This window comes from Ruegeria sp. BJ6 (genome assembly GCF_056537885.1).
Map to the genome: position 1 here is coordinate 1 of NZ_JBQFSG010000019.1, position 20,712 is coordinate 20,712.

At 54.5% G+C, this 20,712-nt stretch carries 24 protein-coding genes; 14 read left to right on the plus strand and 10 right to left on the minus strand.

The genetic code is table 11. From position 1 onward, the window contains the following. A partial coding sequence (locus ACR0D6_RS22195; protein WP_480767139.1) for an NAD(P)-dependent oxidoreductase occupies nucleotides 1-566 on the minus strand: 566 nt, incomplete at its 3' end. Nucleotides 567-659: 93 nt separating this feature from the next. On the opposite strand from ACR0D6_RS22195, the gene ACR0D6_RS22200 reads away from it, so the two are divergent. Then, complete coding sequence (locus tag ACR0D6_RS22200; RefSeq protein ID WP_480709958.1) at nucleotides 660-1,589, plus strand: LysR family transcriptional regulator; 930 nt, start codon at nucleotides 660-662, stop codon at nucleotides 1,587-1,589. A gap of 88 nt (nucleotides 1,590-1,677) precedes the next feature. On the opposite strand, the gene ACR0D6_RS22205 is transcribed toward ACR0D6_RS22200, so the two are convergent. The 3 genes from ACR0D6_RS22205 to ACR0D6_RS22215 form a co-directional block, all read right to left on the minus strand. Then, on the minus strand, nucleotides 1,678-2,073 hold the full coding sequence (locus tag ACR0D6_RS22205) for a nuclear transport factor 2 family protein (protein WP_170689468.1): 396 nt from the start codon (nucleotides 2,071-2,073) through the stop codon (nucleotides 1,678-1,680). 245 nt (nucleotides 2,074-2,318) lie between these two features. After that, a complete protein-coding gene (locus tag ACR0D6_RS22210) occupies nucleotides 2,319-2,951 on the minus strand; it encodes a tyrosine-type recombinase/integrase (protein WP_170689469.1) in 633 nt (210 codons plus the stop codon). Between the two features lie 493 nt (nucleotides 2,952-3,444). Beyond that, on the minus strand, nucleotides 3,445-3,783 hold the full coding sequence (locus ACR0D6_RS22215; RefSeq protein WP_170689470.1) for a winged helix-turn-helix transcriptional regulator: 339 nt from the start codon (nucleotides 3,781-3,783) through the stop codon (nucleotides 3,445-3,447). 267 nt (nucleotides 3,784-4,050) lie between these two features. Here ACR0D6_RS22215 and ACR0D6_RS22220 point away from each other — a divergent pair, with 267 nt between their 5' ends. From ACR0D6_RS22220 to ACR0D6_RS22240, 5 genes are read left to right on the plus strand one after another with little or no spacing between them, the layout of a single operon-like run. Beyond that, nucleotides 4,051-5,289 (plus strand): hypothetical protein, encoded by a 1,239-nt coding sequence (locus ACR0D6_RS22220; RefSeq protein WP_170689471.1) that lies wholly within the window; start codon nucleotides 4,051-4,053, stop codon nucleotides 5,287-5,289. Nucleotides 5,290-5,296: 7 nt separating this feature from the next. Beyond that, nucleotides 5,297-6,133 carry a hypothetical protein gene (locus ACR0D6_RS22225; protein WP_170689472.1) on the plus strand — a complete coding sequence of 279 codons (837 nt, stop codon included), beginning with the start codon at nucleotides 5,297-5,299 and terminating at the stop codon, nucleotides 6,131-6,133. A 25-nt stretch (nucleotides 6,134-6,158) separates the two neighbouring features. After that, a complete protein-coding gene (locus tag ACR0D6_RS22230) occupies nucleotides 6,159-6,776 on the plus strand; it encodes a glutathione S-transferase family protein (protein ID WP_480702783.1) in 618 nt (205 codons plus the stop codon). Nucleotides 6,777-6,778: 2 nt separating this feature from the next. Continuing rightward, nucleotides 6,779-7,354 (plus strand): hemerythrin domain-containing protein, encoded by a 576-nt coding sequence (locus ACR0D6_RS22235; RefSeq protein WP_170689473.1) that lies wholly within the window; start codon nucleotides 6,779-6,781, stop codon nucleotides 7,352-7,354. Continuing rightward, nucleotides 7,347-7,793: an SgcJ/EcaC family oxidoreductase gene (locus ACR0D6_RS22240; protein WP_480710280.1), complete on the plus strand. Its 447-nt coding sequence runs from the start codon at nucleotides 7,347-7,349 to the stop codon at nucleotides 7,791-7,793. The genes ACR0D6_RS22235 and ACR0D6_RS22240 overlap by 8 nt, the downstream gene beginning before the upstream one ends. Nucleotides 7,794-8,333: 540 nt before the next feature. Here ACR0D6_RS22240 and ACR0D6_RS22245 read toward each other — a convergent pair. The 3 genes from ACR0D6_RS22245 to ACR0D6_RS22255 form a co-directional block, all read right to left on the minus strand. Further along, nucleotides 8,334-9,509: an alpha/beta hydrolase gene (locus ACR0D6_RS22245; protein WP_170400931.1), complete on the minus strand. Its 1,176-nt coding sequence runs from the start codon at nucleotides 9,507-9,509 to the stop codon at nucleotides 8,334-8,336. 254 nt (nucleotides 9,510-9,763) lie between these two features. After that, a complete protein-coding gene (locus ACR0D6_RS22250) occupies nucleotides 9,764-10,510 on the minus strand; it encodes an outer membrane protein (RefSeq protein ID WP_253282656.1) in 747 nt (248 codons plus the stop codon). Between the two features lie 68 nt (nucleotides 10,511-10,578). Next, nucleotides 10,579-11,652, minus strand: coding sequence for an AraC family transcriptional regulator (locus tag ACR0D6_RS22255; protein WP_170717657.1), 1,074 nt, complete (start codon nucleotides 11,650-11,652; stop codon nucleotides 10,579-10,581). 479 nt (nucleotides 11,653-12,131) lie between these two features. Between ACR0D6_RS22255 and ACR0D6_RS22260 the strand changes: the two genes are divergently transcribed. The 4 genes from ACR0D6_RS22260 to ACR0D6_RS22275 all read left to right on the plus strand — a co-directional run bounded on the left by ACR0D6_RS22260 (nucleotide 12,132) and on the right by ACR0D6_RS22275 (nucleotide 15,558). Beyond that, nucleotides 12,132-13,187 carry a DUF1214 domain-containing protein gene (locus tag ACR0D6_RS22260; protein ID WP_170431627.1) on the plus strand — a complete coding sequence of 352 codons (1,056 nt, stop codon included), beginning with the start codon at nucleotides 12,132-12,134 and terminating at the stop codon, nucleotides 13,185-13,187. 17 nt (nucleotides 13,188-13,204) lie between these two features. After that, a complete protein-coding gene (locus tag ACR0D6_RS22265) occupies nucleotides 13,205-14,215 on the plus strand; it encodes a DUF1254 domain-containing protein (protein ID WP_170717655.1) in 1,011 nt (336 codons plus the stop codon). A gap of 40 nt (nucleotides 14,216-14,255) precedes the next feature. Continuing rightward, a complete protein-coding gene (locus ACR0D6_RS22270) occupies nucleotides 14,256-15,044 on the plus strand; it encodes a transporter (protein WP_170400928.1) in 789 nt (262 codons plus the stop codon). 160 nt (nucleotides 15,045-15,204) lie between these two features. Beyond that, nucleotides 15,205-15,558, plus strand: a complete 354-nt coding sequence (locus ACR0D6_RS22275; protein ID WP_170738391.1) for a phosphate-starvation-inducible PsiE family protein — start codon at nucleotides 15,205-15,207, stop codon at nucleotides 15,556-15,558. 285 nt (nucleotides 15,559-15,843) lie between these two features. Here ACR0D6_RS22275 and ACR0D6_RS22280 read toward each other — a convergent pair whose 3' ends face one another. Further along, a complete protein-coding gene (locus ACR0D6_RS22280) occupies nucleotides 15,844-16,407 on the minus strand; it encodes a TetR/AcrR family transcriptional regulator (protein ID WP_480709947.1) in 564 nt (187 codons plus the stop codon). 78 nt (nucleotides 16,408-16,485) lie between these two features. Here ACR0D6_RS22280 and ACR0D6_RS22285 point away from each other — a divergent pair, with 78 nt between their 5' ends. From ACR0D6_RS22285 to ACR0D6_RS22300, 4 genes are read left to right on the plus strand one after another with little or no spacing between them, the layout of a single operon-like run. Next, nucleotides 16,486-17,367: an oxidoreductase gene (locus ACR0D6_RS22285; RefSeq protein WP_480767140.1), complete on the plus strand. Its 882-nt coding sequence runs from the start codon at nucleotides 16,486-16,488 to the stop codon at nucleotides 17,365-17,367. A gap of 21 nt (nucleotides 17,368-17,388) precedes the next feature. After that, the gene (locus ACR0D6_RS22290) at nucleotides 17,389-17,832 is read left to right on the plus strand and encodes a hypothetical protein (RefSeq protein WP_480767141.1); all 444 of its coding nucleotides are present in this window, start codon (nucleotides 17,389-17,391) and stop codon (nucleotides 17,830-17,832) included. Between the two features lie 21 nt (nucleotides 17,833-17,853). Further along, nucleotides 17,854-18,333 carry an SRPBCC family protein gene (locus ACR0D6_RS22295; RefSeq protein WP_480767142.1) on the plus strand — a complete coding sequence of 160 codons (480 nt, stop codon included), beginning with the start codon at nucleotides 17,854-17,856 and terminating at the stop codon, nucleotides 18,331-18,333. Then, nucleotides 18,317-18,997, plus strand: coding sequence for an NAD-dependent epimerase/dehydratase family protein (locus ACR0D6_RS22300; RefSeq protein WP_480709943.1), 681 nt, complete (start codon nucleotides 18,317-18,319; stop codon nucleotides 18,995-18,997). Before ACR0D6_RS22295 ends, ACR0D6_RS22300 begins: the two co-directional genes overlap by 17 nt. 201 nt (nucleotides 18,998-19,198) lie before the next feature. Here the strand turns inward: ACR0D6_RS22300 and ACR0D6_RS22305 are convergent, their stop codons facing one another. Both ACR0D6_RS22305 and ACR0D6_RS22310 read right to left on the minus strand, forming a co-directional pair. Continuing rightward, nucleotides 19,199-20,119: a homocysteine S-methyltransferase family protein gene (locus ACR0D6_RS22305; RefSeq protein ID WP_480767143.1), complete on the minus strand. Its 921-nt coding sequence runs from the start codon at nucleotides 20,117-20,119 to the stop codon at nucleotides 19,199-19,201. Nucleotides 20,120-20,332: 213 nt separating this feature from the next. Continuing rightward, the coding region (locus ACR0D6_RS22310; protein ID WP_480767144.1) for a hypothetical protein at nucleotides 20,333-20,712 on the minus strand (380 nt) is incomplete at its 5' end.

Consider the following 20,712-nt stretch of genomic DNA (forward strand, 5'->3'; position numbering starts at 1 on the left):
TGGCAGACAAGTGCACCGTAGATCATTCCGAACATGAACCCCTGCCGAACCGTGAAGAGGCCGGCAAAGAGCGCGGCAAGTGCCGCTGGTTTCTCTCCAACATGGGCGGACTTTCCACCCAATTCTCTGATGATATTGCCATAGCGGCCCCAAGTTCCGGCACTGCCCACCGTAAGGATTGTGGTTTCGTCACCACCAATGCCGGAAGGGTAGGCATTGATCATGCCCAGCATGTAGCCAGCCCCTTTTCCCTGAAGGATAGCGACCAGTCTATCGGCATCCGAGGTATCGCCCGTGCTCATGTCACAGATGGTCTTTCCCTCGAGCGAGACGCTTAGCCCGTTGACCAGTTCAATAGTCTCTCTGTGGCTCTTGACACAGATGATGACAAAATCAGACACCGCAATGGCATCATTCGGTGAAGAGCAGATCGTGGCTCCAGCCTCGGCAAAAACCACTGCCTTTGCCGACGTGCGGTTCCAAACGCTGACATCGTGGCCTGCCTTGTGCAAGCAATGCGCTAGTGCTGAGCCCATATTGCCCAGTCCCAAAACAGCAATTTCCATAATGTTTGCCTCGTGTGGTCGCCAATGAATTAATGCACCAGCATGCGGCGGCACCGGAGGATCACATAGTTGTAAATTTTTATATATTGTTAGATGATCTTACTTATGGATTGGCGCGCGCTTCCCTCTTTGACATCTCTCAGAGCCTTCGCCGCTGCTGCCGAGTTTCGAAATCTGACCCGGGCGGCAGAGGCGCTGAACGTGACCCATTCCGCAGTCAGCCAGCAAATCCGCGGGCTCGAACAACATCTCGGCACTCGGCTTATCACACGTACCCGACACGGCATTTCTCTGACATCGCAAGGCGAATTCCTGTCGGCTGGCCTGCTTAAAGCCTTCGCTGAAATGGCCTCCTTGACCGAGAGCATGTCGAGTGCAGAGTCGGTTCGACCGTTGGTGGTCAGTGCGACTCCGATGTTTTCAAGCGCGTTCCTCATGCCGCGTCTGTCGACATTTATTAACGAATTCCCCAATATCGAATTGAGGATCGATTCAACGATCCAGGCTGTCGATCTCAAGCCGGGCGGGGTTGATATGGCCATCCGATACGGAACGGGTCGCTGGCAAGGGCTTGTCTCGCAGATACTGCTGCCAGGCTGTCTAACGGTCGTCGCGTCCCGCGAACTAATCGGAAACCGGGTGCTCACGAATCCCTTAGAATTGCTAGATTTCACGCTTCTTCAGGAGCAAGCGTCAGTCGAGTTTGACCTGTGGTTAGAAAAGGTCGGAGTTGCGACTGACGCCGACCGGAGAGTTGTCCGCGTGCCGGGCAATATGCTGCTGGATGGCATCCGTCGCGGTGATGGTATCGGGGCGACGGTCCCGGCTTTTGTTTCTGACGAGTTGAAGTCGGGACAACTTGTGGCGCTGTTCGACGATCCAATACCTCAGATCGGCTACTACCTTGTCACTTTGCCCGGCCCGGTTCGACCGGCGGCAAAGCTGTTCATGCAGTGGCTCTCGAAATCAATTACCGAATATGAGAAAAGCCTTTTCCGATGGACGCCTTCTCACTTGCTGTAGGCAATTAAGAGCACCGACTAGAGTCAAATTAGGTCTGACTTGCCGTACATGACTGTGCGAACAGTGCGTAAATTGGTGCCGGATATGGTCATGTTCCCGCAACTTGGCGTTCATAATCCGCGCCATCATACCAACCGAGCGATTTGGTGACCTTCAGGTTGTCGTCTAGGTCCCATTCTTCCCAGCCCGAGAAACGAACGTGGTTACCGGTTTCTTTATGATGGCCTTCGAAAGTCCACGCATAGACCATGTGGTGATCGGCGACGAGAACCGTGTCTAGGTTAAGAACGAGGTCTGGGAAGTCAGCCATAAATCCCGCCGCCATGTCGCCAATCTCGGTCCGGCTCTTCATTGGCTCGCCACCGTTCATTATCATTAATGTATGTTCAGCATATCTTCCCGCGACATCGCCTGACGCCCGGTTTGTCCAAGCAGCGCAGTGATCTTGTGCCATGCGGCGGGCGGTTTGCACATCAGGTGTCATCTATATCTGCATGTCCTAAAAGTCGCGAAAATATATGGTTGCAGAAACGTTAATCGGACCTCTCAAAGCAATCAAGTTTGCTTAACATCGCTTCTCAACGACGGCAGGCTTGTTCGCCTCACGGCCATCCGCTTGTTGAAATTGCGGCGTTTTATACGAACGACAGTTCTCGGAAAGCCGATGGGTGAACTCTTAGAGATATCTAATGTCGGCTGTGGGCCGTCGACGAAGACGGCCCTGCGAAGTTAAATTTCAATGGCTTCAGCGATGGCCAGAGCATCCTCTAGTTCAACACCTAGGTACCGGACTGTACTGTCCATCTTTGTGTGTCCGAGAAGTAGTTGCACTGCCCGAAGGTTGCCCGTCTTTTTGTAGATCTGGGTGACCTTTGTTCTTCGCATTGAATGAGTACCGTAAGCACTCGCTTCGAGACCGATCGAAGTGACCCACTCGCGGACGATCCGCGCATATTGGCGGGTTGAGATGTGCAGTCGCTCATGGAAGCGACCTGGCCACAAATATTCTGACCCGACCATTAGCTCATCCTCCATCCATTTCTCAACGGAAGCTCGCGTACCTTCGGAAACCTCAAAGCGAACAGGTTTCTGCGTTTTGCTTTGCAGTACCGAGGCACGTTCCTTGATTTGACCAGATGCCATCACATCGACGACTTTCATCTTCACGAGATCGCACCCCCGCAGCTTGCTGTCGATCGCCATATTGAACAGCGCTAGGTCGCGGTGGTTCTCGGCCAATTCAAGTCGAACACGGATCGCCCAGACATGCTTTGGCTTCAGCGGTCGTTTCTGACCCACGATGCGGCCCTTGTTCCATGCGGGGCGAAGTGCGCGAATGGCTGGTAGGTTTGGTGTTTCCATGACTGATCCTCCGATCCGCCATGCCCTCCCAAAACGACAACCCGACGTTGACGAGGCACCATATCACGGATTGCTGCGCAGCCTCTGAGGTCCGGAAGGAGCCCAACCTGTAAGTTCGCCTCAATGACACACGCACGCTCACAGCATGATTATTGCTGCATCTGCGAAGTTCCTAGCGCTGCGAGGTGACAGATAGACCAGCCATTGGTACGCAATGCAGTGAAATTAGACCGGGCAATCCACACGTTGGCAGAATGGATCCTACCCGCATCCCCAGAGATCGGCACTGCGCCGACATCTTCTTTTTACCGTTTGTTTGAGGGCCGGTATCCCATTGCCTGTCTTTGGGAAACGCTGCTTTTTCAGCGGGCCGCTGTGAGCTGATAGAAATCAAATCGTTCGAGCCGAAATTTCGACGACTTAGAGCGTTGAAAAATAGGAAGAACGCGGGCCTTTCAACCCAAGCACGTCACAGAAATTGAATGTCCAGCTCTTAATTTCCTTCAATTGTCCACTGCTGCGACCAACGTTCCAGCTCACGTAGAACGGCGTCCAGAGACTTCCCTTTTTTTGTGAGAGAGTATTCGGTTTTTGGCGGCACCTCCGCATAGACTTTGCGGTGGATGACCCCATGGTCTTCCAACTCACGAAGCTTTCGCGTCAGGACGCGTTGCGTAACATCGGGCATTTCGCGGCGCAATTCGCCATACCGTTTGGTTCCCGATTGCAGCGTGTGGAGTATCTGGCATTTCCATTTGCCACCTATGATCTCAATCGCGACCTCGGCTGGGCAATGGTGATCGGTCATGTTCTGCTTTGCATCATTTGCCATTCCGGACCTCAATTATGATACGCATCACAGCTTTGGAAGAAAGCATGGCAAAACCTTGCTCCACATTTTGCAACAGATGCCTACGCTTATTTGCACAGAATTTCCCCTTGGTATCCATTTGGTTCCTACTAACATCAATCGTAGGTAGATGTCATGTTGTTACGACAGTCAATGAAGCGGCCCGATCTGATCCGGGAAATCTGAAAATTCCAGATGACAGAAAAGGCCTTCTACCACTGCACCCCGCCGAACCAGACAGGAGGCCCCATGAAACCGAACTTCATTATCCCACTCGCCACAGGCGCGCTTTCTCTTGCGCTTGCAACCGGTGCAGCCGCATCTGACAACCCACAATCCACCACCGTTCTTGAGTTTGCGGATGCCAACACCTTGTTCGTTGCAGATTCCGATGGTGCAAAGATTTACGCATATACGCTGCCGGATGCCGTTCCAGCCACAGAATCTCGCGGCTATAACCTCATCGGGCTCGGCGCGCAGATCGTCGAGCAGTTGGGGGTGAACCCCTTTGCGATCAGCTATCACGATATTGCCGTGAACCAGGTCTCGAAGGAAACCTACATTTCCCTTTCGATCCGCGCAGGCGTTGAGAAATCCCCAATGGTCATCCGGGTCGATCAGGATGGGACCATTGTTCCACTCGACCTTGCGGCTCTGAACAGCACATCCTTCGCGCTGAGCGATACCCCGGATGATAGCGTGACGTTCTGGCGTGACATCCCGGCTTCGACCTTCACTGTCACCGATATGGATTATGTCGACGGCTCGCTGTTTGTGGCGGGGCTATCGACGGGGGAGTTCGCCTCGACCCTGCGGCAGGTGCCGTATCCGTTTGACAGCAGCGCCGCCGCTTCCAGTATCGAGATGTTCCATACGGTTCACAATCAGACCGAAACCCGCGCCCCGATCCGCGCGATGAGCGTAGTGGACCTGAACGGGACGCAGACCGTTGTGGCGGCCTATACCTGTACGCCATTGGTCACGATCCCTTCGGCTGATCTGGTCGATGGCAGCCACGTCATTGCTAAAACTGTCGCTGAGCTTGGCTATGGCAATACCCCGCTTGAGGTGCTGCATTTCACCGCGCCCAATGATGAGTTCCAGCCCGAAGAATATGTGCTGGTCATCAACAAGGAACGCGACGCCGACCTGATGCGCGTGACCGACCTTGCGACCGCATCGGAAAGCGAAGGCCTGTCGCAACCTGTATTGTGGGGGGATGCCGGTGTGGAAACCACAGCGCGTCCGTTGGGCGCCGTGTTGCAGGCCGATGATCAGGATGAGCAGTATCTACTGACGCTGAAACGGAACCTCGATACCGGCGACGTTGATCTGGTGTCGTTCCGCAAGGGCGCTTATTTCCGCCTGAATGACTTTGTGAGCGAATACAACTTCCCTGATTACGCCTATTCCGATGAGCAGGAGTTCTACCGCACATTCCAGAACCTGCTGAAAGCGGATGCAGGCTATCCTGATCTGCAAAGGTAGGATGCAGATGCGAAGCCTGATTGTATCTGCGGGCGTCGCACTGGCCGGTTTCATATCGGCCAGTGGGATTGCACATGCCTGTGAATACGGCAGTTCGCCGACAGCAAAGGTTGAACAGGTGTATCCGACAGTGGACATCCTGCCCGAGAACCTGCTGCGTTTTTATATCTACTTCTCCGAGTCCATGGCACGAGAGGGGATATGGAACTCGGTCGTTCTGTTGGATGCGGACGGGGAAATCGTGCCCGGTGCGTTTATCGAAAACAAATTCGACCTCTGGTCCCCTGATGACAGGCGCCTGACGGTGCTGTTTGACCCGGGTCGCGTCAAAACCGGTTTGGTGGCACATAATACATTGGGCCGGGCACTGGAGGCAGGAAAGAGCTATACTCTACAGGTTCGCGCAAGTGCCGAGACACGCAACGGATGCAGCATAGCCAGCGACTACAGCAAGAGCTTCGATGTTGCTGACGCTGATTTCGACGCGCCTGATTTGGCCGCCTGGGAAATCATCACTCCTGCTGCGGGCAGTAAAAACTCCCTGCGCGTGGTTCTGGACGGCCCAACAGACCACCTGTCACTGGCCTACCGCATTCGGGTCAAGGATGCCGAGGGGAGTTCTGTACGCGGTACATTGCGTCTTGGTGACCAGGAACGGGAATGGGTGTTCACGCCGCAAAAGCCGTGGGCCAAGGCACCACATCAACTCGAAGTGAATACAACGCTCGAAGACATCGCTGGCAACCGCCTGACCGGATTGTTTGACCGTCCAGTGGTAAAAGACGGCTTTAGTGAGCCAAGCTCCGAGGTGGAGATCCTGACCTTCACCCCGCATCTGAATTGAGAACTGACGCAAGAAAGAAAGCAAGATGATGAAACTCTATTACGCACCCGGAACCTGTGCCCTTGCTCCACATATCGCACTGGAATGGACTGGTACATCTTATGAGGCTGAACGCGTCGAACTGGGATCAGACGACTATCTGAAGATCAACCCGCTTGGCATGGTGCCTGCGCTGAAGGATGGTGATCACAGGATCATGACCCAGGCGGATGCGATCCTGAAATACATTGAGACGAAGTTCCCCAATGCTGATCTTGGTGTTGCGAAAGACCCGATCAGCCAGTTTGAACTGGATGAGGCATTGGCCTTTCTGACAGGGGATTTCCATCCGGCATTCTGGCCCTTCTTTGTGCCGGAACGGTTTACGGCCAGCACTGAAGAAGCCGCACAGAATGATGTGCGCGAGGCCGCCTACGGCCGTATTGACCGGGTCATGAACCACCTTGAGATGCTTTTGGAACGCGGCACGCATGTGGTTGGGGGCAAACGGACGATCGCCGATCCATATGCCTTTGCAATGACCCGTTGGACGGCGCACACGCCAAAGCCCTGGCAGGAATATCCCGCAGTGAAGCGGTTCATGGAGACCATGCTGGAAGACACTGGCGTCCAGAACGCCATGAAAGCGCAAGGACTGAGTTAGCCGTGGCACAGTATGATTACAATGCCCCCCAATACCATGTCGCAACACGCGACAAGGTGAGCACAGAGCTTTTGGAGGGTATCTTTCCCGCAGATCGTGCGGCTTGGGACAATGATCCGCAGTTTCTGGGCTGGCCTGCTCATCTGCAACGCTTGCACGCCTCAATATCCGAGGCCAGCGCCCGGCTGGTCGGGGGGCTGGAGGCCGTTCTGGACGAACCCGAAGGTAGCGTTCAGGAGGTGATGGGGCTGACCGGCATGAACCGTCTGGGCATTGATCTGGTTGCACATGTTTATGGGCATCACGGGTTTGAGGATGCCAATGTCCTGCCAGGTTTCCTTGGGCGGTTTCCGCAATTGTCGCGAGCGATTGATCTTCTGGAAAACGATCACATATTCCTAGACCAGGCGCTGGATCAGTCGGAATTGGTCTTTGCCAAACTTAGTGGAGAGGGCACATCAAAAGCCACGGTCGGAAAGGCGCTTGAGCAGGCCAAGGTACTGAACAAAATACTGAACCGGCACACCTATGACGAAGAGGATATCTTGATCCCGGCGGTTCTGCGTGCCTATGCCTGAGAAGCCCGAAGATATCCCCCGGCTGTTTGCCGAAGCCTGGAATGCCCGCGACGCGCATGCTCTTGCGTCCCTATTTGTAGAAGACGCGGATTTCGTGAATGTCGTGGGCCTCTGGTGGGACAACCGCGATGACATCGAACGCGCGCATCGCTATGGGCTGAAGACGTTTTTCCGCAAGACCGAGATTGCGGCGCGGCGTGTCAAGGTGCGGCTGGTCAGTGACGATTTGGCTATCATCCATACGCGTTGGAAACTGGAAGGACAGCTTGATAAACAGGGGCGACGTCTTGATGCCCGTTTTGCCATCATGGTGTTTGTCGCGCAGCGAAAGCACTGCGGTTGGGCCGTTCTGGCCGCACAAAATACCGACATCGTACCAGGTGCAGAAACCAATGTCGTCAGTGACGGCGAGATGAGAGCCGTAGACTATCGAAAGTAGGGCGAATATTGACAGTCTTTGCTCAAGAGTTATCGAATGATGGTCAACAAGAGCATCGCAGACAGTGGCCAGTCCATAACCCGAAGTCCGCCGTACCGCCAATTTCGAACAGAACTAAGTGGTTTGGCGCCACGGAGTGGCTATTCAATGGCCGCTCTAGCGGTACATGTTGCTTCACGGCAAGAACCATGCCGAGCCCGCGAGTGTTTTCTGCGTCAGCAAAGGGCGGGTTTGTCCGCAGATTTCCTGTTCGGATTGCACGTGATTTCGCGTCTGCGGCGAATGGCAGGAATGCGGGCTGCTACCGCAGCATCTCGATTGGGTGCTGGATGTCGGCTCTGGGCCGCCTGCGTGAACCGTTATTGGCAGGGCAGGGACCCTTTCTGCATCGGCCCCGAGGTCCTTTGTGAGCCCACTTCTACCGATGCTGCGCGTTGCTCGAACGTCAGCTTTGCGTTGAGCATTCTAGGTGCGTTGTCAGGCTCATAGATTAAATCCAGAAACTGGTTCTAATGGTTCTGACCCACTGGAGTCCCAGTACTAGCTGCCATTTCGAAAGCGTTGCAGTGTCTGCGGATAATTCGATGGAAAACTCCAGACAGCTTCGCCCGGAGCACGCACAAGCCCGCGCGCTTGAGGATCTCGGTCTGTAAGCAGAGAAATGAACAGGTCACTGCTGGCCCAGGGCGAAGACCGAAAGTACCAATGCCCGTTTCCTGTATCGGCTGCTTCGGCCTCGGTCACATCGATGATATGTAGGGTTTTCATCTCAGACAGTCGGCGCTGGAACAGAGACCCATTTATTGCTTCATCGGAAACCTGACCCAGACGGTCGCGGCCGAAGACCAACCGTGACATCGCCAGCGCTGAATCGGTCTGCGATTGATAGAGTGTCACACCTATAACGGCATCCAGAAGGCCGTCTTCAATTGATTGCAAGAAATAGCTTCGATCAAGATCGCTGCTGATCAGGATCAACTGCCCCAGCCGCGGCTTTGGCCCAGGCCGCAAAGCAATCTGATAGGCGGCTTCAAATGCGAGCCTTGAGCCTGCGCTGTATCCTATAAGGTGAATGCGCCGGGCGTTGGTGTTTGCCGACAAGTATTCGACAAGAGAACGCAAATTGCGGCGCGTCGCCAATGCAGATTCCTGATCCCGAAAATACGCCAAGCGATTGGGTGTAGCGGGCCAGTTGTAGCTGATGAAGGCGCCCTGATAGCCCAGAAAGTGTTGCAACTCTTTGGAGACAAGGGTCGAGTAATCAAAATCGACATTGTAGCCATGGACATAGATGAAAATGTCTTTGTTGCGAGAGGCTGCAAGGTGATCGTCAATCCATTGGGCAAACCGAAGTCCGGCTGCCTTCATCTCCTTTTGCGAAGGTGGATCGTTCATGTAGCGCGTGACACTGAACGGCATGACACCAATCTCTTGTACGTCAGACAAGCTGAGCGTGTAGTCCTTAGCGCGGTCGCGCGTCATGGTAACGTGGCGAAGCTTTTTCAACGTCGCCAATGGGGGGTTGCTTTGCACTTCGGCAATGCCGGTACGCAGAATGTGACCGCGCTCATTGTTGTAATAGGCTTGTGGGTCGCCGGGAACCGCGGGCAGCCGATCTGTAGCGTAGAATAGCTGCGAACGCTGCACGAAATTGTCTTCCGTGATGTCCTTGTAAGGGTCAAAAGCAGCCTCGGCATAGACCGTTGGGGAGGGCATCAGTTCAATTTCGTCATAGATGTTTGGCCCGCAGGCAGCGAGGACACAGAACGAACACACGGTTGCCGCAGGCAAAGCTCTGGCAATCAGTCGCCTCGTCGTTCCTTTTCTGAATTGCCTTTGTCCGACTGTTCGCATCCGGCTGCAATTGTCGGTCCCAAGCATGTCGGCACCGCTGCTCGCGCCTTGGCGCAACTTCGATACTACAGACCTGTTTGTGTTCGGCATGGCCGCCTTTCGCATAATGCCCTTACTCAGAAGCTGTAGGTCACACCCAACACGGGTCCGAATTGTGAGAGCTTGAACCTGCTGTCAACTTCACCTTTGTCGACCATGATGTAGCGATAACCTGCGCGCAAATTCCACTTTGGAGCGATCGCATAACCTACCGTTGCCAAAAACTGTGCGGTTTCGCGATCTGAGCGAAATCCACCATAGTCGGCCAAGGCAACGGCCGACCATCGGTCATTGATCTGATACCGGATACGGGCCGCAATCAGAGGGTCTATCCAATCGTCGCTGGCACTGGAACTTGGTGCCGGGGTGGGGCCGCCGACCAGAGTGATCGTGCTGCTCGTCTCAAACCAGCGAAACCCGCCACCGAGATCGACGGCCAGGTTTTGGTCTTGATAGGCCGTGTAAGCGGCATATCCACTTAAAAACTGCGTCTTCAGACTGGTTTCAGCGCCACTGAACACCGGGCCGGGAGTGTCATTGTCAAAGGACAGGTCTGTGCGCATGTAGTCCGCGATCAGCGACCACCGGCCACTTCGCGCTTCAAGTGTACCCATGAATGCCAGATCAAGGTTTTCAACCGCTTCACTGAAGCTGAGTTCCGACTCCAGCGATCCAATGGTTGTCTTGGTGTCCGCCGCGTAGATGTAGAAGCTGCCGGAAAAACTCCAGTCGGAGTCCTGTGCCACTGCTGTTGATCCGCCGGGCAGCATCGTCGCCGCAACCAGAAAACTGCTTGCGATACACCGTATTTTTAAGCACGCCATGGCCCGCTCCCCCCTTTGCCTATCCCGAGTTCGAGGCGCGGCAAAAGATGGGCCGCGCCGTTGTCCTGTTACGTTTCACAATCGCATTCGACCGGGTCGAGTATCGGAACAGATGCCTTAACGCTATTCATTTCACGGGCGCGAAACTCTGACGGTGTTTGACCCGTCCATTTCTTGAAGGCCCGTGTCATGGCCGTCGCGTCAGAGTATCCCAAATGATCAGCGATATCGCCCACCGACAATTCAGACTTGGAAAGCAGATGTTTCGCCTGGTCACATTTGGCTTCGATGACGATGCGCGACAGTGATGTCCCATAGACAGCAAGCCGTCGGTTGAGAACCGCGCCTCGAAAACCGCATGCCTTGGCGAGCGCCGTAGCCGACAAGTCCGTGCGCCCGACCCTTGAGTTGGCAACGCTTTGGATCGAACTCAACAAGTCTGTAGGTACAGGGTTTTTTTCGTCCTGAGTGGTCAACACGTACTCGGTCGCGGTTCGGTTAACCAGTTCAAACAAAAGCCAGGCACTTGGGAAGCGGATGGAATACCCGTCTGAGCCCGCACCTACCGCCCGGATACCGTAGAAGTAAGACGGGAGCAGATCAGGACGGTTCACACGCACAAGAACCTTATTTGCTTCCCAACGCTGACCTGCGGTTTCATGCAGCAACGTAGCCCATCGGCTGATCTGAAACGCATCCATATAGGCGGGCGAACAGCATGGCGTGAACCTGCGTTTGGCGGACAGCACGGCGAACTCTCCAGAGACATCGAGTGTCATGGTGACCGCGTTTGTGTTGTTTCCCGCATGAACGCAAAACCTGGCAATGAAATCGGCCAGCGACTTTGCTACGCGAAAGGCCTGTCCGAATGGGGATGCAACGGTCGGATCTGAAGTTTGACCAACAAGTGCTGGAAAGTCTGGGGATGTCTTTTGTGCGACGGCTTCAAACACGGCATAGACAGTGTCGTGCGGAATGAAACAACTCGGAGCGTTCAATTCCGAGAAGGATAGATCGAATTCCGCTAGGAGACTTTCTACAGATTGACCGGATTCTTGAAACGCAAGCAAAAGCGGCACGATAACCCGCCCGCGTGTAAGCGGCGGTGTTCTGTGTTGAGCATGTGCGTCATGCCCTGTCATCATAGCTCCTTAAGACCCCGCAATTGAAAGGTCGGGCACGTCAAGCATAGACCAGCGCGGCTCTGTGTCCCTGACCTGCGTCAAAGCGGAAGTCACTTTTTGAGGTAAAAAAGTCAGGTGCCCGCTGGTAGGGGCTCAATCGAATTGAACCACGCTACCCGCAGAGAGTGCGCTCTAAGAGATTGACATCACCACACGAATAATAGGACCGCCGTCGGGTCAATATGCAAAGAGAGTTTCTAGTTGTTGGCCGAAACGCTATCGCTACCTGTCATTTTTAACCAGTTTTCGGAAGCGGTCGCTCCAATCTGTCAGGGCATACATTCGAACTTTGTGGTTTGTTGGAGAGAGATGGCCAAGGCTCCAATTGTAGCATTTTAAAAAACAACAAAATGAGAGGCGTGAGAATGCGCTTTTGATCAGGTGCCGGGACCATCAAGCAATGCATTTCTGTAATTGGCTAGTGGAGCGGGCAAACTATGAATCTCACGCACAAACGCTGGAAACTTGCTGCTTTAGCTGTCCTGATTGGAAGCACAGCGACCGCTCAGAGCTTTGATACCACGGTCGATGCACTTGCTGAGACATACGAAGTGCCCATTACCATAAACAACTTTGTTCGGGCTGCTACAGACAATGAACTGAAGACGTACAATGGCCTGGCCGGAGGCGTAAATCAGTTCTTTCACTTCAAAGAACCCACCCCCATCGACAATCAGCCCACCATTCGGATGAATCGCGACACACTCTACAGCGTTGCGGTTATTGATATCAGCCAAGGCGCAACCTTGACTCTGCCCGATGTGGGCGACCGATACATGACGACGATGGTGGTCAATCAGGATCATTTCATCAATGAAGTGTTCGACGGTGGCGGTGTGTTCCAGCTTGACATGGGTACATTCCATACCCCCTACGTACTTGTTTTCATGAGAATACTGGTGGATGCCGAGAGCCCCAAGGATGTTGCGGCGGTCAATGCAATTCAGGACGGGTTCACCATTGATGCTGCCTCCGCAACGCCCTTCGAAATGCCCAATTACGACGCGGAGAGCTTTGAGGCGCTGCGCCAAGCCGCAATTGAGCTGGGCAGGTTCGCCACAGACAGCGTCCGGACTTTTGGTAAGGCAGATCATGTAGACCCATTACGCCATTTCCTTGGCACAGCAGTCGGCTTTGGTGGGCTGCCAGAAGACGAGGCCTTTTATCTTAATATCGAGCCCGGCCTGCCGCTTGGGGAATACAAAATCCAGGTCCCGGCGGATGTGCCAGTGAACGCATTCTGGTCCGTGAGCCTTTATAATGCAGACGGGTTTTTTGAACTCAATTCCCTCGACACGTATGTGGTCAACTCGGTCTCAGGCACCAAGAATGACGATGGCAGTGTGACCGTGCACTTCGGCGGTTGCAACGACGGACGTGTGAACTGTCTCCCGATCATGGATGGCTGGAACTATGCCGTGCGCCTTTATCAGCCGGGCCCAGAGGTCATCGACGGAAGCTGGGTCTTCCCCTCCGTAGAACCCGCAAACTGAACAACAGGATGCTTACGATGAAAAAGCTTCTTCTGACAGTCGCGCTTACACTCCCGACAGGCGTTTGGGCCGAAGACATGGTCGATGTGACCGTCGACACCCTTGTGCGCGCCGAGACAGATCACATGTTTCGGACCAACATGGCCAATCTCGGCCTCGCTGTTGGCGAATTGGGGCATATGCGCGAAGCCACCACACCGGATAACCAGCCCGTCATCCGCATGAACCAGGACACGCTCTACTCCGGCGTTCTGCTGGATTTGAGCGAACCCGTCGAAGTGACACTGCCTAAAGCGGATGGCCGCTATATCTCGATGCATGTCATCAATCAGGACCACTTCATGTATGCCGAGGCAGAGCCCGGCACGTATCAAATCACACAGGAAGACCTTGGTACGCGCTTTGGTTTCATCGCGTTTCGCACATTCGTCGATGTGACTGACCCGGATGATATTGCCGCCGCGCAAGCGGCACAGGATGGAATTGTCGTTAGCGGCGGTGGAACGGGCCCGTTTGACGCGCCCAACTGGAACACCGAACAACTTGCCACTGCGCGTCAGGCGATAAACGATTTATCCTTGCTGGGCACCGATTCAGCCCGCGCCTTTGGCAGAACAAAGGACGAGATTGATCCGGTTCAGTTTCTGGTCGGTGCGTTCTCGGGTTGGGGCGGTCTTCCGCCTGAGGCCGCGATCTATCTGTTGGACGCGGTCGATCAGAATGACGGCGAAACACCGCATGCGGTAACCGTCAAGGATGTGCCGGTTCGGGCGTTCTGGTCGGTGACTGTCTATAACGGTGACGGCTTTCTGGAAGCCAATGATCTGGGCGTAAACAGCTACAACGGTTACACAGCCGAAGCAGCAGAAGACGGCTCGGTCACGTTGCATTTCGGTGGGTGCGACGATGGCCGCGTGAACTGTCTGCCGATCACTTCGGGCTGGAACTATGCGATCCGCCTTTATGAGCCGGAGGATGCAATCCTGAACGGCAATTGGACCTTCCCGAAGTTGGAGCCGATCAACTAGGCCACTCGCCCAACCTGCATTTCAAAAGGAGTACACGGCTATGCGTCGATCCCATACTCTTATGGGGCTGCTTTTTGCAGCCAGTGCCGGAACCACAACCGTTGCAGACGAGGCATCCGATCTGGCCCAGGAACTGGCCAACCCGCTTGCGGCAATCGTCTCGGTTCCGTTTCAATTGAACCATGATGAAAATCTGGGCGTCTCTGATCAGGGCTCGCGCACCACGCTGAACTTTCAACCAGTCGTGCCCTTTCAACTGAACGATGACCTTAACCTGATCACCCGAACTATCATTCCTTACATCTGGCAGGAAGACGTTGTGCCGGGCACACGCCAGGAGGGGTTCGGAGATATCCTTTTCTCTGCGTGGTTCTCGCCAATCGGAACCGGGGACATAACGTGGGGCGTGGGTCCCGTTGTGCGCTTTCCAACCTTTAGCGACGTATCGAGTGATACATGGGCTGCTGGGATCACCGGCATTGCACTGCGACAGACCGGTCCGTGGACCTATGGTGCGCTGGCCAATCATCTGTGGGATCTAGAAAGCAACCCCGACACCCCCACGAATGTGAGTTTTGTCCAGCCCTTTCTTGCTTATTCCACCGAAGGCGCGTGGACCTATTCGCTGCAAAGCGAAAGCGCCTATGACTGGGAAACTGATGCCTGGGCTGTGCCTATAAACGCTTCGGTCTCCAAGCTGGTCCAATGGGGGGCGCTGCCGGTCAATCTGCAAGCAGGGGCGGGCTATTGGCTCGAAGCGCCCGAAGTGGGTGCCGAAGGCGTTCGCTTGCGTTTGCAGGCTCAGGTCGTCTTGCCCAGAGGGCGCTGACGTTTGGCTGAAGAACTTTTTATGAAACGTCGAAAATAGGGAGGTCTTGATGGCCGATCAGATGCAACGCAATGCGCAAGCGCATGTCGAGCTTGACCCTGACCATTAGGATCTGATTGTCAGAAGCTGCAATCGGCTCATTCGACACGCCGTTCGGGTGATGTCTTTGTTCATGGTCGTTGTGATCGGATTTGCCGTCATCGACGCCGGTTACTCGTTCTACATCAAGCTTGTAAGTCCACCGGCCCTGATTCTTGACGTCAGTGTTCTGTTGGAGGTTTTTGCGGCCGCGCTTGTTGTACTGATCGCTATCGAGATTTACACGAATGTCACGCTCTACCTGACGGCCGATGTCATACATGTGAAGCTGGTAGTTGCAACTGCCCTGATGGCCGTTGCCAGAAAGGTCATTACACTCGATACGACGGACCTGGAGCCGCTTTATTTCGTTGGGTATTCTGGACTCGGTCTGGCGTTTGGTGTCACGTATTGGTTGCTGTGGCGTGGCAAGTAGATATTTCAAAGGACGCCTGTATCGACGCTGGCATAAGCGAGATCGCCGACATTAGTGTTTTTTTGAAGCCGCAATCGCCTCCTTATTCAGCCAAAGAAGAAACGCTCGAAAATCTTAAAGAAATCCGGAAGCAGACCTTGGCACCTGCCCGGTGAAAGTTCCCTTTGTCCGCAACCTGTGAGTTTGTGCAGCGCCAAAATTTGCACTTGCAGCGAATGACCGGAATGCGGGCGCGGTCGCAGTGTCTCGACCAACCGGTGAAAGGCAGCTATGGGCCGAGCCCGTCTAAACGCTGCTGGTGACTTTCAACGCCGACATTCGCAAAGCGGATAACAATTCGACCAAGTGTTTTTTGCTCTTTGCGCTGTACTTGGCCGCTGTTGAGGAGCACTGAATGAAGTCCGCGTACTGATCAACAGTCAGGTCACAGTTTTCGATCGCGCTTGAATATCGCTCCAGGATGCGTGCAATGATCTTTGTGTTTCGCATTGCGCCAGCCTCCAGCTCTTTCTGACTTGTCGAGGTTACGCCAGCGATGATGTCCTCGGCATTGGGCGAGGATTGCAAAAAGTCATAATGCTCGATGACGGCGTATTTGAAGACCACATCAAGTTGCGCACCAAGGTCATCAACTTTTTCAAGTCCGGTCTCGATATCCAGAACGACCCTGTCTGCCAGCGAACGGATTGTGGCCCGCAGCACCTCGTCCTTGTTTGCGAATGCCTTGTAAAGTGTTTGGCGCGAGATGCCCGCTTCTTGGGCGATGTCGTTCATGCCCGTTCGCTTCACGCCGTAGCGAAGAAAAAGCTGCTTCGCGGCTGCGAGGATGTAGTCGTAGCGATCTTCCATGATTTACATATTGACAAATGAGCGCTTAGTGTCAATATTGACAATCACCCACAAAATGTCAACTTGTCAGGACGCGAGATGTCTAAACAATCTGAGAAAATCGCAATCGTCACCGGTGCGAACAATGGCATCGGGTTTGAAACAACAGTCGGTATGGCCGAAGCAGGTTTTCACGTCGTCATGGCGTGCCGCAGCCTTGAAAAAGCCGAAGCGGCCAAAGCAAACGTGCTCGCGCGGATTCCCCCCGCATCAATCGACATCCTCGTGCTGGACTTAAGCGATTTGACTTCGGTTCGCGCGTTCGCTGAGGCTTTCCGCGCCCGGTACTCCAAGCTGGATGTGCTGATAAACAACGCGGGTATCTTGCTGTACTCCGCTCAAACGAATGCAGATGGTGTCGAGCTGCAGTTCGCAACCAACCACCTGGGACATTTCCTGCTGACTGCGCGTCTGATCGACATGATCCCTGACAACCCTGCATCGCGGATCGTCTCACTCTCCAGTATCGCCCACAAGAATGCGAACATTCACTTTGACGATCTGACATGCGGCCAGGATGGCGGCGTTGCTTACGGTCAATCCAAGCTTGCCTGCCTGCTCTTCGGTGACGAACTGGACCGTCGCCTCAAGGCTTCGGGCAAGTCGCTGAAATCGCTGACTGTGCATCCGGGCGGGTCGGACTCCGGTCTGTTCAACGATTTGGACGAAGCAACGCGCGCTAACATGAAGGCACAAGTCGAACAACTTCTGCACTCAAACGAAGACGCCGCGAAGCCGTCTCTGTTCGCCGCTTTGTCTAATCAGGTCAAAGGTGGCGAATACTACGGCCCTACAGGCCCCGAAGAGATGAGCGGCAAGACCGGTGTCGCGAACCGCAATCCGATTTGCGACGACCACGATTTGGCCAAACGTCTGTGGCGTCTCTCGGAAGAGATGACCGGTCAGACATTCGCGATCTGAGGGACTGTGATGGACACGTTCATGGATCGTCTCTCGCAAGGGTTCGAGTATCTGATCGTACTCGCCTCTGGTATCATGTTGGGCTGGGGGGTTCTCGGGTTTCTTGAATACTTCACCGGTCTGGCACCGCTCATGCCTTTGCAAAACGCGACCTTTCCGCCGGGCATGCAAACTCTCCATTGGATCCTGATCACCGCATCGGGTGCCACCTATCTGGCCGGATACGTCCTGCGCTGGAGCGTCACTCCGATTGCCATGCTGGTGATGTTCACCGCGCTTGCCACGATGTGTGCTGTGCAAACCTTCGACATGCTAGAAAATCCGGATCGCTACCGGAACTTCGCCCAGGAATGCGTCAATTACATCATCATCTCGATCTACCTTTTTCGATCCAAGCGCATGCGGGATCGTTTCGGGCTGATCACAATTCAGGGCAGTGATCGCGTGTCGCCGCTGAGCGCCTGAGACCGCAACGGAAGGACAGTCATGGAAACCGGATCATCGGAAAAGGTGAACCTCTCACATCACAAAATCCACACAGACATTTTGATCGATGCGCCGCCGGACTTGGTCTGGTCGGTTCTGACCGACACGGCAAACTACAAGGACTGGGCTGTGTTCCTTGTGGGTATCAAGGGAGAGATCAAGGATGGATCGACAATCACCGTCGACTTTCAGCTTGATTCAGCAAAGGAGAAACTGACCACCTTGGATCACACGATCTCGGTCGTGGAGGGGACGGAGTTTTTCTGGGCTGAGAAGGGGCCGGGCGGCATTCGCGACAACCATCACTTTTGTGTCGAACCGCTGGAAGGTGGCAGAACCCGCTTCGTACAATCCGACGAGATCATGGGTGGCATAACCTTCCTGATGGGCGGGCGCTTGGCGAAAATGTATGTGGAAGGTTACCAAGCTTTCAATCGCGGCTTGAAAACCGAGGCAGAGCGCCGTGCTCAATCCGCCTGACAAGACAACACGACCACTTGGGCGCGTCCTGCTGACCGGTGCGACTGGGATGGTGGGTACCTCGGTACTTGCGGCATTGCTGAACGAAAAAACTGCGCGCGAAATCGTGTCAATTGGGCGCAGGCCGTGCAATATAGACGACCCAAAGCTGACCGATGTGAGGTTTGCAGCATTCGGCGATACCCAAGCCATCGAACCCTATCTCGATGGCATCGACACTGTCTTCCATTGCCTTGCCACTTATTCCGCGCGAGTCAGTCGAGTGGAATACGAGGAGATCACAGTCGATTGGTTACGCGCCTTGCTGGCGACTTGCGAGAGGTCTGCGCCCGGTGTGACGTTCTGCTTGTTTTCTGCCCAGGGTGCTCGGCCAGATGGCGGCGGCATGTCCTTCGCGCTGAAGATAAAAGGCGAGGCGGAGAGCAAATTGTTTGCATCTGACCTCGAACGGAAATTCGCCTTTCGTCCAGGTTATATTGCGCCGTCAGGCCCGAAGAACACATGGAAGACAGCTGATTATCTTTTCAAACCGCTCCAAAGGCTGATGCCGTCCATCGGTGTAACTTCCGATGATTTGGCTCATGCCATGGTTCATACTGCGATACACGATCCTCGTCGTTCTGCTGTCCTTGAAAATGGGGAAATGCGTATGTTGCTCGGATGAAGCTGTGGCTGCGCCTGAGTATAATCTACTCATTGCAGCGCCTCGAGCTGTTCAGTTTTCAACAGGCGTCTTTCAATGTCCGCTTCTGGGAAGCCGCAATGCAGCATTCAACTTCCGCAAGGATGGCGGCTATGGGCCGCTTAAGTGGCGGAAAGAAATCACGGCATCACCTTAGATATCAGCGCTATCGCTCAGATTGAACTAAGTTGGCCACGCCAATTCGCTGGCCATCGATTTCAGGTGGCGCATGTCGGTACCGCAGCACCCTCCAAATACTTGGATCGACGGATTCTGCCTCGCAATCGAGGCAATCTGTTTACCAAGTTCAGCTGGATCGCCTTCGTCCAGCTCATCTGCTTCGTCAAGTTCCGCATGCGAGCAACTCGAAGCGTTTGCCACCATGCCTTTAAGTCGGGGGTGGTTGCCAAGCGCTCCGGCGAAATGGGTCGGATGAGCGCAGTTGACCATAAAAAACAGCGCCGCCGAGTCGGTTGCCTCGTCGATCTGATCAATTCCGTCCACAAGTTTGGTCCCGTCCGCCAGACACCCGTCCGTTTCGACAACCAGCGACATGATGATCGGCAGCTCTGCGTCTCGGGCAGCGAGGATACATCCGGCTGCCTCGCTTGGACGGTTGAATGTATAAGCAGTGACCAGGTCGACGCTTGTGTCTTTCAGGCTGTGCATTTGAACAGCATGGTATTGACGTGCATCTTCGACCGTCACCGGAGGGATGTCGGCGTAAGGGTCATAGCGCGGGCCGATACAGGCCGACACCAGTACATCATCGCGAGCGGCAGCCTGGCGCACCTCCTCCATTAGACTGACCGCATCTTTGTTTACCTCAACGAGGCGGTCTGCATCGTATCCCAAGGGCGCTGCGCGGTCGGCGTTCGCCATCCATGTGGGCGCATCAAGGATGCATCCGATACTCATTTCACGGGTGAGATCGACAAGAGCCTTCATTTGACCGGCCAGTATTGCCCTGGTGCCAGGTTCTTCCAGCAATGGAAACGATGCGAAACCAGGTAACTCAACGCCATGATTGAATATCAGGTCGGTGCCAGTGCCGGCATAAACCAGAAAGGTCTTGTTACCTTCGAGTGGGAACTGTCGCGCCATTCTGATCCACACCTATTGACGTCAAGTCTTCACAGAAACCTACATTGTCCCGGGTCTCCTGTGAACCTTAGTGCGGCGACAGAGTGTATTCCGTGAGCATGACCTCATCTTCCCGGGCATCTCTCAACCGCAGCGAAATTCTCCTTCGGCGGGCCACACTGCAGCGTCATCAAGCCTTAGCCAACGGCAGCATAGCGCCGGAGCCCTATGATATCAGGCATCCGTCATATGCTGGACCAGTGAGGTCAGCTGTCTGTCGCCGTAGCCATCGTCCCAAGCCGCCTTGGTGCGCTCATGCATCAACCGGATGAAATCAGCGGGCGCATTAAGTGAGAGATAGGTCTTCAACGCATCCTCTTGCGCCATCGCGTAAACCTTCAGGGAGGCTTCCGCACTGTCGTAATCTTGAAACGGAACAGTTCTGGCAAAGAGATCATGGTAGTCATTGACCAGTTTGATAGAGGCAGGGAGTTGGTCGGCATAAACCTGCATCGGGATGCCCGCTTTTTGGCAGACAAGTGCACCGTAGATCATTCCGAACATGAACCCCTGCCGAACCGTGAAGAGGCCGGCAAAGAGCGCGGCAAGTGCCG

What these genes read in the sequence shown, in the direction of transcription:
- ACR0D6_RS22200 (WP_480709958.1), top strand. Translation starts at nt 660, where the DNA reads ATGATCTTACTTATGGATTGGCGCGCGCTTCCCTCTTTGACATCTCTC.
- ACR0D6_RS22205 (WP_170689468.1), bottom strand. Translation starts at nt 2,073, where the DNA reads ATGACACCTGATGTGCAAACCGCCCGCCGCATGGCACAAGATCACTGC.
- ACR0D6_RS22210 (WP_170689469.1), bottom strand. Translation starts at nt 2,951, where the DNA reads ATGGAAACACCAAACCTACCAGCCATTCGCGCACTTCGCCCCGCATGG.
- ACR0D6_RS22215 (WP_170689470.1), bottom strand. Translation starts at nt 3,783, where the DNA reads ATGGCAAATGATGCAAAGCAGAACATGACCGATCACCATTGCCCAGCC.
- ACR0D6_RS22220 (WP_170689471.1), top strand. Translation starts at nt 4,051, where the DNA reads ATGAAACCGAACTTCATTATCCCACTCGCCACAGGCGCGCTTTCTCTT.
- ACR0D6_RS22225 (WP_170689472.1), top strand. Translation starts at nt 5,297, where the DNA reads ATGCGAAGCCTGATTGTATCTGCGGGCGTCGCACTGGCCGGTTTCATA.
- ACR0D6_RS22230 (WP_480702783.1), top strand. Translation starts at nt 6,159, where the DNA reads ATGATGAAACTCTATTACGCACCCGGAACCTGTGCCCTTGCTCCACAT.
- ACR0D6_RS22240 (WP_480710280.1), top strand. Translation starts at nt 7,347, where the DNA reads ATGCCTGAGAAGCCCGAAGATATCCCCCGGCTGTTTGCCGAAGCCTGG.
- ACR0D6_RS22245 (WP_170400931.1), bottom strand. Translation starts at nt 9,509, where the DNA reads ATGCCCTCCCCAACGGTCTATGCCGAGGCTGCTTTTGACCCTTACAAG.
- ACR0D6_RS22250 (WP_253282656.1), bottom strand. Translation starts at nt 10,510, where the DNA reads ATGGCGTGCTTAAAAATACGGTGTATCGCAAGCAGTTTTCTGGTTGCG.
- ACR0D6_RS22255 (WP_170717657.1), bottom strand. Translation starts at nt 11,652, where the DNA reads ATGACAGGGCATGACGCACATGCTCAACACAGAACACCGCCGCTTACA.
- ACR0D6_RS22260 (WP_170431627.1), top strand. Translation starts at nt 12,132, where the DNA reads ATGAATCTCACGCACAAACGCTGGAAACTTGCTGCTTTAGCTGTCCTG.
- ACR0D6_RS22265 (WP_170717655.1), top strand. Translation starts at nt 13,205, where the DNA reads ATGAAAAAGCTTCTTCTGACAGTCGCGCTTACACTCCCGACAGGCGTT.
- ACR0D6_RS22270 (WP_170400928.1), top strand. Translation starts at nt 14,256, where the DNA reads ATGCGTCGATCCCATACTCTTATGGGGCTGCTTTTTGCAGCCAGTGCC.
- ACR0D6_RS22275 (WP_170738391.1), top strand. Translation starts at nt 15,205, where the DNA reads ATGTCTTTGTTCATGGTCGTTGTGATCGGATTTGCCGTCATCGACGCC.
- ACR0D6_RS22280 (WP_480709947.1), bottom strand. Translation starts at nt 16,407, where the DNA reads ATGGAAGATCGCTACGACTACATCCTCGCAGCCGCGAAGCAGCTTTTT.
- ACR0D6_RS22285 (WP_480767140.1), top strand. Translation starts at nt 16,486, where the DNA reads ATGTCTAAACAATCTGAGAAAATCGCAATCGTCACCGGTGCGAACAAT.
- ACR0D6_RS22290 (WP_480767141.1), top strand. Translation starts at nt 17,389, where the DNA reads ATGGATCGTCTCTCGCAAGGGTTCGAGTATCTGATCGTACTCGCCTCT.
- ACR0D6_RS22295 (WP_480767142.1), top strand. Translation starts at nt 17,854, where the DNA reads ATGGAAACCGGATCATCGGAAAAGGTGAACCTCTCACATCACAAAATC.
- ACR0D6_RS22305 (WP_480767143.1), bottom strand. Translation starts at nt 20,119, where the DNA reads ATGGCGCGACAGTTCCCACTCGAAGGTAACAAGACCTTTCTGGTTTAT.